The organism is Arthrobacter sp. AD-310 (genome assembly GCF_054656615.1).
Genome location: NZ_BAAHNO010000014.1, coordinates 93,536 through 106,487, shown reverse-complemented (window position 1 = coordinate 106,487; position 12,952 = coordinate 93,536). Strand labels below are relative to the sequence as shown.

Sequence of the window (12,952 nt, the reverse complement as noted above, 5' to 3'; positions counted from 1 at the left end):
CAATCGAATTCCTGACGTTGCGGAGAATCCAGTGATTACAGTCCTTGCCGTGCACTTTTCGGTGGCTGTCCTGGCGCCGTTCCTCTTCAGGATGTGGGGGCGCAACGCGTTCTACGCACTCGCCGTGGTTCCTGCCGCTTCCTTCGGGTGGCTCGTCGCGCAGCACGCCCCCGTCTATGGCGGCGCGGAAGCGGTGGCTGAGGTCATCCCCTGGATTCCCGGCCTGCACCTCGAATTCGCGTTCCGCCTGGACGCCCTCGCCTGGGTCATGTCGCTGCTGGTGCTCGGTGTCGGTGCCCTGGTCCTGCTTTACTGCGCGCGGTACTTCAAACGGAAGGACCAGGACCTCGGAGCGTTCGGCGCCCAGCTCCTGGCGTTCGCCGGCGCGATGTTCGGCCTGGTGGTGGCCGACGACCTCCTGCTGCTTTTCATCTTCTGGGAACTGACCACCATCCTGTCCTACCTCCTGATCGGCTTCGCCCGGACCAGGCTTGCGGCACGCCGGTCCGCGCTGCAGGCATTGATGGTCACCACGGCAGGCGGCCTGGCCATGCTTGTTGGCCTGATCATGCTGGGCCACACAGCCGGAACGTACCGCGTCTCCGCCATCCTTGAGCAGGCTCCCGGCCTGGCCAGCGGACCGTCCGGCACCCTGGTGGGCGCCGCCGTCGTCCTGATCCTGGTGGGCGCCATCACCAAGTCCGCGCTGGTCCCCTTCCACTTCTGGCTCCCGGGCGCCATGGCCGCGCCCACCCCCGTCAGCGCCTACCTGCACGCTGCTGCGATGGTGAAGGCAGGCATCTACCTGGTGGCGCGCCTTGCTCCCGGATTCTCCGAGACCGCCTACTGGCAGCCCGTGGTGCTGGGCCTGGGCCTGGCCACCATGCTGGTGGGCGGCTACCGGGCGCTGCGGCAAACCGACATCAAACTGATCCTGGCCTACGGGACGGTCAGCCAGCTCGGCTTCCTCACCATGGTGGTAGGCCTTGGAACGCCGGACGCGGCGCTCGCCGGCCTTGCGATGCTGCTGGCCCACGGACTGTTCAAGGCCACGCTGTTCCTTGTGGTCGGCATCATCGACCACCAGTCCGGAACCCGCGACGTCCGCAAGCTCTCCGGCGTCTTCCGCTCGTCCCGCGCCCTGGGCATCGTGGCCGGCATCGGTGCCGCGTCCATGGCCGGCGTCCCGCTGCTGGCCGGCTTCGTTGCCAAGGAGTCCGTGCTGGAGGCCTTCGTCCACCACGCCGCCGATCCTGCCGCCGGCCCCTGGGGAATGGTGGTCCTGGCCGGTCTAGTGGTGGGATCCGTCCTCACCTTTGCCTACAGTGCGCGCTTTATGTGGGGCGCGTTCGCCGTCAAGCCAGGCGTGGAACCCACCCCTTTCAAGGCGATCAGCCCCGCCTTCCTCGCGGCGCCCGCCGTCCTCAGCATCCTCACCATCGCGTACGGTATCTGGCCCGTTCCCGTGGACTCCTGGATCCAGCCCTACGCCGCGCTGTTCGCCTCCACAGCGCCCGACGCCGGCACTGCAGCCGAGCAGGCCGGGCACCTTGCGCTGTGGCACGGTTTGACCCCGGCACTTGGCCTGACCGCCCTCACCTTCGCGCTGGGCCTGGCGATGCACTTCGGCCGCGACGCCGTGTCCCGGGCCCAGTCCCGGGTCCCGGACTGGGTTGACGCCGACCGTGCCTACCAGCTGACCGTCGGCGCGCTCGACGACATCGCCGTCTGGATCACCGGCCGCACCCAGCGCGGTTCGCTGTACTTCTACCTGGCTGTCATCCTCAGCGTCGCGTTCGTGCTGCCCCTGGCCGTGATCCTGGTGGCCGGAAAACCCCTGCCGGACGGCGTCTACCTGGTGGACCCCGGCTCTCCGCTCCAACTCGTGGTCGGGGCGGGCATCGTGATCGGCGCGCTCGCCGCGGTCAAGGCGAACAAACGCTTCCTGGCGGTCCTGATGGTTTCTGTCACCGGTTACGGGATCGCGCTGATGTTTGCGCTGCAGGGCGCGCCGGACCTCGCCCTCACGCAGATGCTGGTGGAAACCATCATCCTGGTGGCCTTCGTCCTGGCCATGCGCAGCCTTCCCGCGGAGCTCCGCGACCGGACCGGGGGGAAGTACCGGGTGGTCCGCGTCATCATCGGCCTGGGTTTCGGCGCCACCATGGTGTTCGCCGCCATCTTCGCCATGGGAGCGCGCGTTGCGGCCCCCGTCTCGCTCCAGTTCCCGGAGCTGGCCTACGAGGGCGGCGGGGGACTGAACATCGTCAACGTCACGCTCGTGGACATCCGCGCCTGGGACACCTTTGGCGAAATCACCGTGCTGGCGCTCGCCGCCACCGGCGTGGCCAGCCTGATCTTTGTCCGCGGCCGCGGCGACCGGATCCAGGCATCCGCCTCGGTAGCTGAGGGATCGGTGGGCCGCCACCACGGCGTGGACCCGGGCTCCCGGGACGGTGCCGCCTTGGCCCTCAGCCGGAAGTTCGCCGCCGCCGCCCGGGACGCCTGGCTGGTGGCCGGCCGGACGCTGGCCCCCGAACGCCGGTCCATCATCTTCGAGGTGGTGACCAGGCTGATCTTCCACTCCCTGGTGATCTTCTCGCTCTACCTGCTGCTGGCGGGCCACAACCTTCCGGGCGGCGGTTTTGCCGGCGGCCTGACCGCCGGGCTGGCCCTGACCATCCGGTACCTGGCAGGCGGCCGGTTCGAACTGCGCGAGGCAACGCCCATCAGCGCCGGTGCACTGCTGGGCGTTGGCCTTGCCGTGGCAGCGGCCTCAGGCGTGGTGCCGCTGCTCCTGGGCGGCCAGGTGTTCCAGACGGCCATTATCCAGTTCTGGCTGCCGGTGTTCGGCGACATCAAGTTCGTCACCTCGACCATCTTCGATATCGGGGTCTACATCGTGGTGGTCGGCCTGGTGCTGGACGTGCTGCGCAGCCTGGGCGCGGAGATCGATGAACACTTCGAGGAACGGGCCGCCGCCCCCGCCGAGGACCAGGAGCCGGACGGGGTTCCCGCTGAAACCACCGTGAAGGGCAAAGCATGAGCATCAACCTGACCCTGTTGATCGTCATGGGCGCCCTGTACGCCTGCGGCATCTACCTGATCCTGGAACGCAGCCTCACCCGCGTGCTGCTGGGCCTGATGCTCCTGGCCAACGCCACTAACCTGCTGATCCTCGCCACCGGCGGCTACGCGGGCCTGGCCCCGCTGTACTCCAAGGACATTGCACCCGGGGACTACAACGATCCCCTGCCGCAGGCCCTGATCCTGACGTCCATCGTCATCTCCTTCGCCGTCACCGCGTTCATGCTGGGCATCATCTACCGCACCTGGGTGCTTGCCCGCCGTGACGAAATCCAGGACGACGTGGAAGACCTTCGCGTTGCCGAGACCCCCAGTTTCGACGCCGAGGATGACGCGGAGATCCCCGTCGAGACGTCCGAGTTCCCACTGGCCACCGTCACTGCCGGTGGTCGGGAGATGCCCGCTGAACATGCCGCCGAGGAAGAAAAACCCGGCCCACGCAACGTCGATCCCGGCCCGGAAGGCGGCGGAAAGTGAACATCGCAAGCCTGGCGCCGCTCGCCGTCGTACTTCCCATCCTTGGTGCTGCCTTCACCTTCCTGCTGATCCGGCACTCCCGGGCGCAGCGGGCCGTCAGCATCGGCCTGCTGTCCCTGACCCTGCTGCTCGAATGCGTGCTGCTGGCGCACGTGTGGGACGGCGGCGCGGTGGCGGTGACAATCGGAGGCTGGCTTCCGCCCTGGGGCATCGTGATGGTGGTGGACCAGTTCTCCTCGCTGATGCTGGTGGTCAGCTCCGCCGTCAGCCTCGCCGTCCTCGTGTACGCCACCGGGCAGGGCATGGCCGACGGCGACCACGACGCGCCCGTCTCGATCTTCCACCCCACCTACCTGATCCTGGTGGCCGGGGTGTCCAACGCCTTCCTGTCCGGGGACCTCTTTAACCTTTACGTGGGCTTCGAGATCCTGCTGACGGCAAGCTACGTGCTGATGACCCTCGGCGGCACCGGCCCGCGCATCCGGGCCGGCGTCACCTATGTGGTGGTCTCGGTAGTGTCCTCGGTGCTGTTCCTGATCTCCATCGCCATGGTCTACGGGGCCACCGGAACCATCACCATGGCCGACCTCGCCCTCAAGCTCGGCGAGCTGGACCAGGGCACCCGGACCCTCCTGCACGTGATGCTGCTGGTGGCGTTCGGCATCAAGGCGGCCGTGTTCCCGCTGTCCTTCTGGCTCCCCGACTCCTACCCCACGGCGCCCGCGCCGGTCACTGCCGTGTTCGCCGGCCTGCTCACCAAGGTGGGCGTCTACGCGATGGTCCGCACGGAAACGCTGCTCTTCCCCGGCGACTCGCTAAACACACCCCTGATGATCGCGGCGCTGTTGACCATGGTGGTGGGGATCCTGGGCGCCCTGGCGCAGAGCGACATCAAGCGTCTGCTCTCCTTCACGCTGGTCAGCCACATCGGGTACATGGTGTTCGGGCTGGCCATGTCCTCCGTGGTGGGACTGGCCGCGGCCGTGTTCTACGTTGCGCACCACATCACCATCCAGACCAGTCTCTTCCTGGTGACCGGCCTCATTGAACGCCGCGGCGGAAGTTCCTCCGTGGACCGGCTGGGCGGCCTGGCCAAGCTTTCGCCCCTCCTGGCCCTCCTGTTCTTCATCCCGGGCATGAACCTGGCCGGCATCCCGCCCTTCTCCGGATTCCTGGGGAAAGTGGGGCTGATGCAGGCCGGCATCGAACTGGGAACCCCGCTTGCCTACGCGCTGGTGGTTGGCGGCGTCCTCACCAGCCTCCTGACCCTGCTGGCGGTGGCCAGGGTCTGGAACCGCGCATTCTGGCGCCGGCCTTCCGACGCCGAGCACCCCGACCCGGTGCTGCTGGCCGACCCGGCCGACCCTGAGGAAACAGGACGCGGGGTGCAGCCGGGCCCTGCCGGCCTGATGCTCGCCAGCCGCACGGGGACCGCACGCCACGCCACCCTGCTGCCAAGGACCATGGTGGGCTCAACCTTGGGCCTGGTGGTCATGGGTGTGGCCCTCACCGTCTTCGCCGGGCCGCTGTTCGGGCTGTCCGACCGGGCGGCAAAGGACATGCTGGACAGGGCCCCGTACATCCAGGCCGTGATGGGTGAAGACACCGTGGTGCCTCCCATTCAAACCCCGGCTGCCGGCGTGGAGGGAGGAGGGCAATGAGCCGCCAACGCATTTCGCTCCGCCAGGAACTGCCGCTCCTTGTATGGCTGGTGATCGTCTGGGGTGCCCTGTGGCAGGATTTCAGCCCCGGCAACCTGCTGTTCGGTGCACTGCTGGCCATTGCCGTGGCCCGGATGTTCTACCTTCCGCCGGTGGAGCTTAGCGGCCGCTTCAATATTCTCCATGCCATCCCGTTCGCCTTGACCTTCCTTGCCAAGGTGGTTATCGCCAGCGCCCAGATCCTGTACCTGGCCATCGCCAAGGGACCCAAGGTGACGAACGCCGTCGTCGCCGTGGCCCTGCGCAGCCACTCGGACCTGCTGGTCACCGCAACGGGGCACGTGATTTCCCTGATCCCGGGCTCCCTGGTGGTGGAAGTGGACCGGTCAACGTCCACGCTGTATCTGCACGCCATCAACATCAGCACCCCGGAGGACGTGGAAAACCTGCGCAATGAGGTCCGCTCCATCGAGGCCGGCCTGATCCGGATTATGGGCACGCCCGAAGAACTCGAAGCCGTCCGGAAGGAGGCCGCCGCATGATGCAGGCTGTCCTGGCCATCACGGCCGTCATCTTCTCGCTCGCCGCCGCGGGGGCCATCATCCGGATCGCCCGCGGCCCATCGCTGCTGGACCGGGTGCTCGCGTCCGATGTCCTGCTGGCAATCCTGGGCGGGGCGCTGTGCATCGACATGGCCGTGAACCGCCACCTCAACAACCTCATGCTGGTGGTGGCCATCTCCGTGATTGGCTTCATCGGCTCCGTGACGGTCGCCCGGTTCGTGGCGGACCGGAGGGAGCAGCCCAATGAGTCCTGAGAGCTGGAGCCTTGACCTGGCCACAGTGGACGGCTGGATCAACCTGGTATCCGCCGTATTTATGGTGGTGGGCGCGGTGATGTCCCTGGGCGCCGCCATCGGCCTGCTCCGCTTCCCCGACCTTCTGAGCCGCATGCATGCCGCCACCAAGCCCCAGGTGCTGGGGCTGTTCCTGCTCCTGGCCTCCATCGGGCTGCAGATGCGCACCTGGTGGGTGTGGCCGGTGCTGCTGGTGGCCTGGATTTTCCAGCTCCTCACGGTGCCTGTCTCGGCGCATATGGTGGGCCGCGCCGGTTACCGGACCAAGCACTTGCACCGCGAGCTGCTCAGCAAGGATGAGCTGGAAGCGGTAGTGCAAAAGGCCGCCGCCAAAGCCGCCCGCGAGGACGGCTCCGGCGACGGCCCACACCCCTAGCGGGGGAGATCCGGAAGGGTTAGACGAGGTCCTTGGTCTTTGCGAACCGGGTGATGGCCCGCTGGGTGCCGCGGTTGGTCAGCACCTGGATGACGGCGCTGACTGATGCTGACACCAGCGCGAACGTCAGGGCGGTGCGGAGCGTGGTGGGGACGTCGTCCTTGTCGTGCTTAGGCGGCTTGCTGCCCGTGACCTTCTCCCAGACCACGTCCACGGCCTTGGTTCCGGCGAATCCGGCCAGCAGGCTGATGCCCGTGCCCAGCAGCTTGATGAAAAAGTTCATTGCGTGCCTCCCGGCGTCGGTGAATGCAGGACTTCCCCTAGCCTAGCGTCAGGGCGGCCGCACCAGGCCTCCCAGGACACGGTCCAGTCCGCGATGGAGGGCACCTCAGGGGGCCGCCGGCTCCGTGCGGAACTTGATCAGCTTGTGCGTTCCGTCGCAGTACGGCTTGATTGCGGACGCGCCGCACCGGCACAGTGCCACGGTCTTCCGGTCGCGGGGTACGGTTTCCCCGGAAGGAGTGACAATCTCGAAGTCGCCCCGGATGATCAGCGGCCCGTCGGGGCACACCACTATGGAGCTGTCGGGCGGGTTTTGGTTCATGGCTGCTCCTTCATTGATTGAACGTTTCGTGCCCGTGGCCGGTGGCGGGGGCAGCCCCGCACAGGTAACCCGCGACGGCGGTAAGGGACCCGCGCGTGTAGCGGACGTCGATCCAGCCGGTGAGGTGTTGCAGGTAGTCCACCAGGTCATGCCGCCGCCGGTGCTGCCGCCCGGAGTGAGGAGCGGCCGTTTTCCCAGGATTCCAGCAGGTGTGCGGACAGCCGTGCGTCGATGGCCATAACTGCCGTGGCACCGAACAGGACGTCGTCGAGCAGGGCCGGCTCGGCCTCGACCAGTCCGCCGGCGAGGTCACGGCCGGCGATCTGCTCGTGGACGGCGTCCGCTTCGACGTGTTCGTCGAAGTAGTGGGTTACGTCGGTGCCGAAGCCGTGCCGGCGGAAGCCGTTGCCATAGAAGCGGTTGGGGCGTGAGGAGGTCATTTCGTAGATCGCCAGGTGGCCTGTGATGGCGCCGCGGAGGCGGCGGTTGAGCCCGCAGAGCGACATGAGGTTGACGGCGGCAAGGGAGACGGCCGGAACCGCGTTGACGTAGGCGCCGTAACTGTCATCCATACCCAGGCCGCGCATGGTCCGGGCAAACAGTGCGCTGTGCATCCGGTCGGGGCGGCCGCCTCCGTACTCGTCCGCCTGGATCTCGACCAGCGCGGCCTTGGCCCGTCCGCTCAGCCGCGGGATGGCCCAGGTGTGCGGATCGGCTTCCTTGAGCTGGTATATGGACTTGTGGGCCAGGAACTCCTTGAGCTGCTCCAGGCTCGCTTTCCTGGCCGCGAACCGGGAAACGCTGGGGCCCGAGTCCCTGCCTGCCAGGCCGAACAGGACGTCCGCCACCGCATCGCTGGTCAGCCGGGCCGTGGGCGGAAGCTCCAGGTCCCCGGCAGCTTCCTTGGCGGCACGCCGCAAGGCCTGCTCGAACGGCTGCTCGAGGAGGTGGCGGACCCGGATGAGCCCGGGATCCCACTCCCAGTCGTCCTGTACGCCTTCCAGCCCGGAGTAGTGCAGTTCGTAGAGGCAGAAGAGGGCCAGCTGGACGTCGTCGTCGCAAATGATGTCGTCTGTGGCAGCCAGCTGCCTGGCGGCCAGGGTGCCCAGCCCGGCGAGGGAGCCGTCAGACCCGTCCGGGCCGCCAACCAGGATGTCGAAGAGGGCGCTGCTGATGGGACCTCGCGGTTCCGGGATTCTCATGTGGTGCTCCTTGTTTCGGCGGATGCGGTCTCAGGCGGGCGGCGGTTCCGGTGCGGCTGCCGGGCGCAGACGCCGGTTCCGTCCGTCGTCATGGTTCCCGGCGGCCTGCCGGGGCCGTCCGGGGGGAAAGTGCGATGGCCAGGGCGATCATGGCCAGCCCCAGGATGAGGTGCAGCCAGTTGTCCGCGTGATTTTCAGGGATGAAGTTCGCGGGGGTGTCATCGCCGATGAGCAGTCCGTACAGCCAGAGGGCCAGGTAGGTGACACCGCCGTAGATCAGGAAGTTCCTCGCCTGCCGGTGTGTGCGGGCCATGGCCAGGCCTGCAACGCCAAAGGCAAGGTGGACCAGGTTGTGCAGGACTGAGACCTGGAAAATGCCCAGCAGCAGGGCACCCGAGTCCGGACCCGCAAACTGGAGCGAGGTGTAGTTGGCGGTAATGCCCGGAAGGAAGCCCAGAGTGCCTGCGAGCAGGAACACGGCGCCTGTGGCCAGGGCTGACCATTGCAGAGCCGTGCGGACGCCTGCCGGTCGCGTGTTGACTGCCATGTCCCTGTCCTCCTCCAACCCCGTGGAAGAATATAGTAAGCAGGGTTACTAATAAAAGCTAAGCAGGCTTTGTATTTGGCGTTTCTTGCAAAGGGGATCTTGTGTCAGCCGGCGCTGCTCCAGGTATACGGGTTGACATGGTGGCCGCCGCTCTGGCCCTGTTCGAACCCCTGTTGCCAGGCCTTGCCGACGGCCGCCGCGAGTTCGGCCAGCAGCGGGTAGTACGGATGGTCCGGGCCAAGGTAGATCATTTCGTCCTCCGCCTTGTCCAGCGCCGCCCGGACGGGGTTGTTGTCCGGGGCCGCGGTCATGACGTGCCGTTGGCACCGGCCGGGCGCAGCACCTCACGCATCGCCTCTACCACCAGGTCGTGGTCCTGCAGCTGGGGCAGCCCGGACACGGTGACGGTTGCCACCGCACCAACCCCCGTGACGTAGACCGGGAAGGACCCGCCGTGCGCCGCATAGCGGGCCTGGTCGAACCACGCGTTGTCCTCGATCCGGCCACCCCGGAGCCGCCCGCGCAGCCCCACCAGCAGTGACGGGACCTCATAGCGGGCAGCAGTCCGTTGTTTCGCGCGGATCCACTGGTCGTTATCCGGGGTGGCGCCAGGGAGGGCAGCGTGGAACAGGACTTGGTCGCCCTTCGTGATGTCAATCGCGATGGGCAGTAAGCGCTCCTTGCCCAGCTCCACCAGCAGGAGGCCGAGGTTCAGTGCGTCGTCCAGGGAGAAGCCGGGGAACTGCAGTTCGCGGATTTCACCCTCGATGCGGCCGATCAGGGCTTCCAGCGAACCCTCCGGCTGGGCGGAGTCGGAGTCCGGATCGAAGACAGTCACATGCGGCGGATTGGCAGTCATGGCCCACAATCTACCCCTCTCCCGGTGTAAACTGGACACCGCCCAACAGGGCATCCGAAGCATCAACAAAGCATCTATTACGACAGGGGAGCGCCGCCGTCGGCACTGGCCAGGCCAGGCACCGAAGGTGGGCGCTGAGAGTGCGGACAGCCGCAGACCCTCGAACCTGATCCGGTTAGTACCGGCGCAAGGGAGTCGAGTTCTCGAAGTCCGGCAGCGGCAGTGGGCCGTCGCCGAACTTTCCCCTCCTGTTTCCCAGGAGGATTCCATGAGCACTGCATCAATCAAGAAGGCCACGAGCAAGTCCTGGCGCGTCGTTGACATCGTGGTGGCGGCCCTGATCGCCATCGCCGGGGGCGTCATTTTCTGGGCCTGGTCCCAGGGCGCGGCCGCCGTTTCAGCACCGATGAACGCCGTCTACCCGCCGCTCACCGGGCTGATCGCCGGCGGTTGGATGATCCCCGCCGTCCTCGGCATGCTGATCATCCGCAAGCCAGGCGCTGCGCTGTTCTGCGAGACCGTCGCCGCCACCGGTGAACTCCTGATGGGCTCCCAGTACGGGGCGTCCGTGCTGTTCTCGGGCTTTGTCCAGGGCCTCGGGGCCGAGATCGTCTTCGCGATTTTCGTCTACAAGAAGTTCAACCTGCCGGTATCGCTGCTGGCCGGTGCCGCCGCAGGCCTGTTCTGCGGCCTGAACGACTCGTTCGCGCCGTGGGGCTGGAACATCGCCTACTCCGCCGGTGACAAGCTCGCGTACATCATCTTCACGGCAGTCTCCGGGGCCGTCATCGCAGGCGCCCTGTCCTGGATTGCCACGCGCGGCCTGGCCAAAACGGGCGTCCTGAGCTCCTTCGCCTCCCGCAAGGCAGCAACGGAGCCCGTCTTCTCCTGATGCCGGGAACGTTCGACGGCGGAGCAGCAGCCGTGCGGCCCGCGAAAGTTACGGCGCGGGGCTGGGGCTGGCGGCATGCCGGCCGTCCCAAGCCGGCCGTGCACGCACTCGACCTGGACATCAGCCCGGGGGAGCGCGTGCTCCTGCTGGGCCCGTCGGGTGCCGGCAAGTCCACGCTGCTCCACGCCCTCGCCGGGGTGCTGGGGGACGTGAACGACGACGGCGAGGCAGGCGATTCCGACGAATCCGGTTCGCTTCTGGTGGACGGAACGTCCCCGCGCGGGCAGCGCGGACGCGCCGGCCTGATGCAGCAGGACCCCGAGACGCAGGTGGTCCTCTCACGGTTGGGGGACGACGTCGCCTTCGGCGCCGAGAACCTCGCTGTGCCGCGCGACGCGATCTGGACGCGCGTGCACGAGGCCCTGGCCGACGTCGGACTTTCCCACCTGCCGCTGGACCATCCGACGTCCGCCCTGTCCGGCGGGCAGAAGCAGCGCTTGGCGCTGGCGGGCATCCTGGCGATGCGGCCCGGGCTCATCCTGCTGGATGAACCAACCGCCAACCTGGATCCGGTGGGCGTGCTGGAAGTCCGCGACGCCGTCGCGCGGTGCCTGGACAAAACCGGGGCGACCCTGGTGGTGGTCGAACACCGGGTGGCCGTCTGGAAGGACCTGGTGGACCGGATCGTTGTCCTGCAGCCGGGCTCGTCCGCCGCTCCCGCCGTGCTCCTGGACGGCCCGCCGGACCAGGTGCTTGGCGAAGCCCGTGCGATGCTGGCGCGGACGGGCGTCTGGGTTCCCGGGTACATACCGGCCACCCGTGAACGCTCGCCGGCCCCGGCCGCTGGTGCGGGCAACCTCCTCCTGGCTTCGGAAAAGGCAGCGGTTTCCCGGGAACGCCCCCGGCGCAGCGGGTTCCGGAAGATCCCGCCCGTCCCGGTGCAGGAGGACATCACCGCCCAGGTCCGGGCAGGCCAGGCACTGGCGATCACCGGACCCAACGGCACCGGGAAGTCCACATTCGCCCTGACCCTCGCCGGGCTGCTGGAGCCGGTGGCCGGGAAGGTTTCGGCCACCACGGAGCTGAGCCGGGGCGCGGGAATCGATCCGTACAAGTGGAAAGCGGAGCAGCTGATCCAGCGGATCGGTACCGTCTTCCAGGAACCGGAGCACCAGTTCGTCACCGGCACTGTCCGCGATGAGCTGTTGTTCGGTCCGCGGCACCTGGGGTACGGGGAGGACCGCGTGGACGAGCTGCTCGAACGGCTTCGCCTGACCGCACTCGTGGAAGCGAACCCCTACACACTCTCCGGCGGTGAGAAGCGGCGGCTCTCCGTCGCCACCGTCCTGGCCGCGAGCCCGCAGGTCCTGGTCCTGGACGAGCCGACGTTCGGCCAGGACGCCAACACCTGGGCCGAACTCGCGTCCTTCCTGTCCGAACTACTCGACGCCGGCACCGCCGTGGTGGCCGTGACCCATGACGCCGAGTTCACGGCCGCACTGGGCGGGTCCGAGCTGAAAATGTCCCCAGCCGAAGAGATGGCCCTGTGAGGCAGGAACTGCACCTGCGCGGAAACCAGGCACTCCTCACCCGCGCAAACCCGCTGAGCAAGCTGGCCGCCGTCGTCCTCATCACCGTGGTACTGGCGCTGTCCATCGACTGGGTCTCAGCCTCCGTGGCGCTTGCCTTCGAATTCCTGCTGTTTCCGTTGGCAGGCCTTACCCTCACCCTGCTCTGGCAGCGGGGCTGGCCGCTGATTCTTGCCGCCGCGGTGGGTGGATGGAGTACTTCCATCCTGGCGCCGGACAGCGGGCGGATACTGCTCGACGCCGGCATCTGGACCATGAGCGAAGGCTCGCTTGAGACGGGGATCGGTTTTATGCTCCGCGGCCTGGCGATTGCGCTGCCGGCCGTCCTGCTGATGAGCTGCACCGATGCCACCGACCTCGCCGATGCGCTGGCGCAGAAGGCACGGCTGCCGCACCGGTTCGTGCTGGGCACCCTGGCCGCCATGCGGTTGGTCGGGCTCCTGGCCGAGGAATGGCAGACGATCGGCATGGCCCGACGTGCCCGGGGCGTTGGTTCGCGGGGTAATGCCGTCCAGCGGGCCAAGGCGACGCTGGGCCAAAGCTTCGGGCTCCTGGTGCAGGCAATCCGCCGTGCTTCCAGGCTTGCGGTCACCATGGAAGCCAGGGGCTTTGGCGGCGGAACCCGCACTTGGGCGCGCGCATCAACCTACAGCGCGCTGGATGCCTGGGTGCTGGCCGGTGGCTTGCTGGTAGCGGCCCTTGCCATGGTGGCGGCCGTCTCTGCGGGCACGTGGAACATGGTGTGGCTGGGCAGCTGACCTCCCTGCGCCAGTTGTCCGTGTGCATGTTGTCCGTGCCTGTT

16 protein-coding genes and 1 riboswitch are annotated in these 12,952 nt (G+C 67.6%); of the genes, 9 read left to right on the top strand and 7 right to left on the bottom strand.

Features of this window, described 5'->3' with window-relative positions; genetic code table 11:
• Window positions 1-31 precede the first annotated feature (31 nt).
• Genes ACYQ1Z_RS10385 through mnhG form a run of 6 tightly spaced genes read left to right on the top strand, consistent with a single transcriptional unit; the run spans window position 32 to window position 6,457 of the window.
• Window positions 32-3,046, top strand: a complete 3,015-nt coding sequence (locus ACYQ1Z_RS10385) for a Na+/H+ antiporter subunit A (protein ID WP_459792436.1) — start codon at window positions 32-34, stop codon at window positions 3,044-3,046.
• Window positions 3,043-3,564 (top strand): Na(+)/H(+) antiporter subunit C, encoded by a 522-nt coding sequence (locus tag ACYQ1Z_RS10380; protein ID WP_459792435.1) that lies wholly within the window; start codon window positions 3,043-3,045, stop codon window positions 3,562-3,564. The genes ACYQ1Z_RS10385 and ACYQ1Z_RS10380 overlap by 4 nt, the downstream gene beginning before the upstream one ends.
• On the top strand, window positions 3,561-5,225 hold the full coding sequence (locus ACYQ1Z_RS10375) for a Na+/H+ antiporter subunit D (protein WP_459792434.1): 1,665 nt from the start codon (window positions 3,561-3,563) through the stop codon (window positions 5,223-5,225). Before ACYQ1Z_RS10380 ends, ACYQ1Z_RS10375 begins: the two co-directional genes overlap by 4 nt.
• Window positions 5,222-5,767, top strand: coding sequence for a Na+/H+ antiporter subunit E (locus tag ACYQ1Z_RS10370; protein ID WP_459792433.1), 546 nt, complete (start codon window positions 5,222-5,224; stop codon window positions 5,765-5,767). The genes ACYQ1Z_RS10375 and ACYQ1Z_RS10370 overlap by 4 nt, the downstream gene beginning before the upstream one ends.
• Window positions 5,764-6,042, top strand: a complete 279-nt coding sequence (locus ACYQ1Z_RS10365) for a monovalent cation/H+ antiporter complex subunit F (protein WP_459792432.1) — start codon at window positions 5,764-5,766, stop codon at window positions 6,040-6,042. Before ACYQ1Z_RS10370 ends, ACYQ1Z_RS10365 begins: the two co-directional genes overlap by 4 nt.
• Window positions 6,032-6,457 (top strand): monovalent cation/H(+) antiporter subunit G, encoded by a 426-nt coding sequence (gene mnhG, locus ACYQ1Z_RS10360; protein WP_459792431.1) that lies wholly within the window; start codon window positions 6,032-6,034, stop codon window positions 6,455-6,457. The genes ACYQ1Z_RS10365 and mnhG overlap by 11 nt, the downstream gene beginning before the upstream one ends.
• A gap of 19 nt (window positions 6,458-6,476) precedes the next feature.
• Here mnhG and ACYQ1Z_RS10355 read toward each other — a convergent pair whose 3' ends face one another.
• The 7 genes from ACYQ1Z_RS10355 to ACYQ1Z_RS10325 form a co-directional block, all read right to left on the bottom strand.
• Window positions 6,477-6,740: a DUF4235 domain-containing protein gene (locus tag ACYQ1Z_RS10355; RefSeq protein ID WP_459792430.1), complete on the bottom strand. Its 264-nt coding sequence runs from the start codon at window positions 6,738-6,740 to the stop codon at window positions 6,477-6,479.
• Between the two features lie 105 nt (window positions 6,741-6,845).
• Entirely contained in the window at window positions 6,846-7,061 is a 216-nt protein-coding gene (locus ACYQ1Z_RS10350) for a CDGSH iron-sulfur domain-containing protein (protein WP_459792429.1), read from the bottom strand.
• A 10-nt stretch (window positions 7,062-7,071) separates the two neighbouring features.
• Window positions 7,072-7,203, bottom strand: a complete 132-nt coding sequence (locus tag ACYQ1Z_RS10345) for a hypothetical protein (protein WP_459792428.1) — start codon at window positions 7,201-7,203, stop codon at window positions 7,072-7,074.
• Window positions 7,204-7,207: 4 nt separating this feature from the next.
• On the bottom strand, window positions 7,208-8,263 hold the full coding sequence (locus tag ACYQ1Z_RS10340) for an iron-containing redox enzyme family protein (RefSeq protein WP_459792427.1): 1,056 nt from the start codon (window positions 8,261-8,263) through the stop codon (window positions 7,208-7,210).
• An 88-nt stretch (window positions 8,264-8,351) separates the two neighbouring features.
• On the bottom strand, window positions 8,352-8,810 hold the full coding sequence (locus ACYQ1Z_RS10335) for a DUF4383 domain-containing protein (RefSeq protein WP_459792426.1): 459 nt from the start codon (window positions 8,808-8,810) through the stop codon (window positions 8,352-8,354).
• A 104-nt stretch (window positions 8,811-8,914) separates the two neighbouring features.
• A complete protein-coding gene (locus ACYQ1Z_RS10330) occupies window positions 8,915-9,121 on the bottom strand; it encodes a hypothetical protein (protein WP_459792425.1) in 207 nt (68 codons plus the stop codon).
• Window positions 9,118-9,669 carry a heme-degrading domain-containing protein gene (locus ACYQ1Z_RS10325; protein WP_459792424.1) on the bottom strand — a complete coding sequence of 184 codons (552 nt, stop codon included), beginning with the start codon at window positions 9,667-9,669 and terminating at the stop codon, window positions 9,118-9,120. Before ACYQ1Z_RS10325 ends, ACYQ1Z_RS10330 begins: the two co-directional genes overlap by 4 nt.
• Window positions 9,670-9,743: 74 nt before the next feature.
• Window positions 9,744-9,880, top strand: a riboswitch (TPP riboswitch).
• A 57-nt stretch (window positions 9,881-9,937) separates the two neighbouring features.
• On the opposite strand from ACYQ1Z_RS10325, the gene ACYQ1Z_RS10320 reads away from it, so the two are divergent.
• Genes ACYQ1Z_RS10320 through ACYQ1Z_RS10310 form a run of 3 tightly spaced genes read left to right on the top strand, consistent with a single transcriptional unit; the run spans window position 9,938 to window position 12,908 of the window.
• Window positions 9,938-10,561, top strand: coding sequence for an ECF transporter S component (locus ACYQ1Z_RS10320; RefSeq protein WP_459792423.1), 624 nt, complete (start codon window positions 9,938-9,940; stop codon window positions 10,559-10,561).
• Window positions 10,561-12,111 (top strand): ABC transporter ATP-binding protein, encoded by a 1,551-nt coding sequence (locus ACYQ1Z_RS10315; RefSeq protein ID WP_459792422.1) that lies wholly within the window; start codon window positions 10,561-10,563, stop codon window positions 12,109-12,111. Before ACYQ1Z_RS10320 ends, ACYQ1Z_RS10315 begins: the two co-directional genes overlap by 1 nt.
• Window positions 12,108-12,908, top strand: a complete 801-nt coding sequence (locus ACYQ1Z_RS10310) for an energy-coupling factor transporter transmembrane component T family protein (protein ID WP_459792421.1) — start codon at window positions 12,108-12,110, stop codon at window positions 12,906-12,908. Before ACYQ1Z_RS10315 ends, ACYQ1Z_RS10310 begins: the two co-directional genes overlap by 4 nt.
• Window positions 12,909-12,952 lie beyond the last annotated feature (44 nt).

Bases quoted from the DNA above. Each gene is read 5' to 3' on its own strand.
- ACYQ1Z_RS10380 (WP_459792435.1), top strand. From the start codon at position 3,043: ATGAGCATCAACCTGACCCTGTTGATCGTCATGGGCGCCCTGTACGCC.
- ACYQ1Z_RS10370 (WP_459792433.1), top strand. From the start codon at position 5,222: ATGAGCCGCCAACGCATTTCGCTCCGCCAGGAACTGCCGCTCCTTGTA.
- ACYQ1Z_RS10365 (WP_459792432.1), top strand. From the start codon at position 5,764: ATGATGCAGGCTGTCCTGGCCATCACGGCCGTCATCTTCTCGCTCGCC.
- mnhG (WP_459792431.1), top strand. From the start codon at position 6,032: ATGAGTCCTGAGAGCTGGAGCCTTGACCTGGCCACAGTGGACGGCTGG.
- ACYQ1Z_RS10355 (WP_459792430.1), bottom strand. From the start codon at position 6,740: ATGAACTTTTTCATCAAGCTGCTGGGCACGGGCATCAGCCTGCTGGCC.
- ACYQ1Z_RS10350 (WP_459792429.1), bottom strand. From the start codon at position 7,061: ATGAACCAAAACCCGCCCGACAGCTCCATAGTGGTGTGCCCCGACGGG.
- ACYQ1Z_RS10340 (WP_459792427.1), bottom strand. From the start codon at position 8,263: ATGAGAATCCCGGAACCGCGAGGTCCCATCAGCAGCGCCCTCTTCGAC.
- ACYQ1Z_RS10335 (WP_459792426.1), bottom strand. From the start codon at position 8,810: ATGGCAGTCAACACGCGACCGGCAGGCGTCCGCACGGCTCTGCAATGG.
- ACYQ1Z_RS10330 (WP_459792425.1), bottom strand. From the start codon at position 9,121: ATGACCGCGGCCCCGGACAACAACCCCGTCCGGGCGGCGCTGGACAAG.
- ACYQ1Z_RS10325 (WP_459792424.1), bottom strand. From the start codon at position 9,669: ATGACTGCCAATCCGCCGCATGTGACTGTCTTCGATCCGGACTCCGAC.
- ACYQ1Z_RS10320 (WP_459792423.1), top strand. From the start codon at position 9,938: ATGAGCACTGCATCAATCAAGAAGGCCACGAGCAAGTCCTGGCGCGTC.
- ACYQ1Z_RS10315 (WP_459792422.1), top strand. From the start codon at position 10,561: ATGCCGGGAACGTTCGACGGCGGAGCAGCAGCCGTGCGGCCCGCGAAA.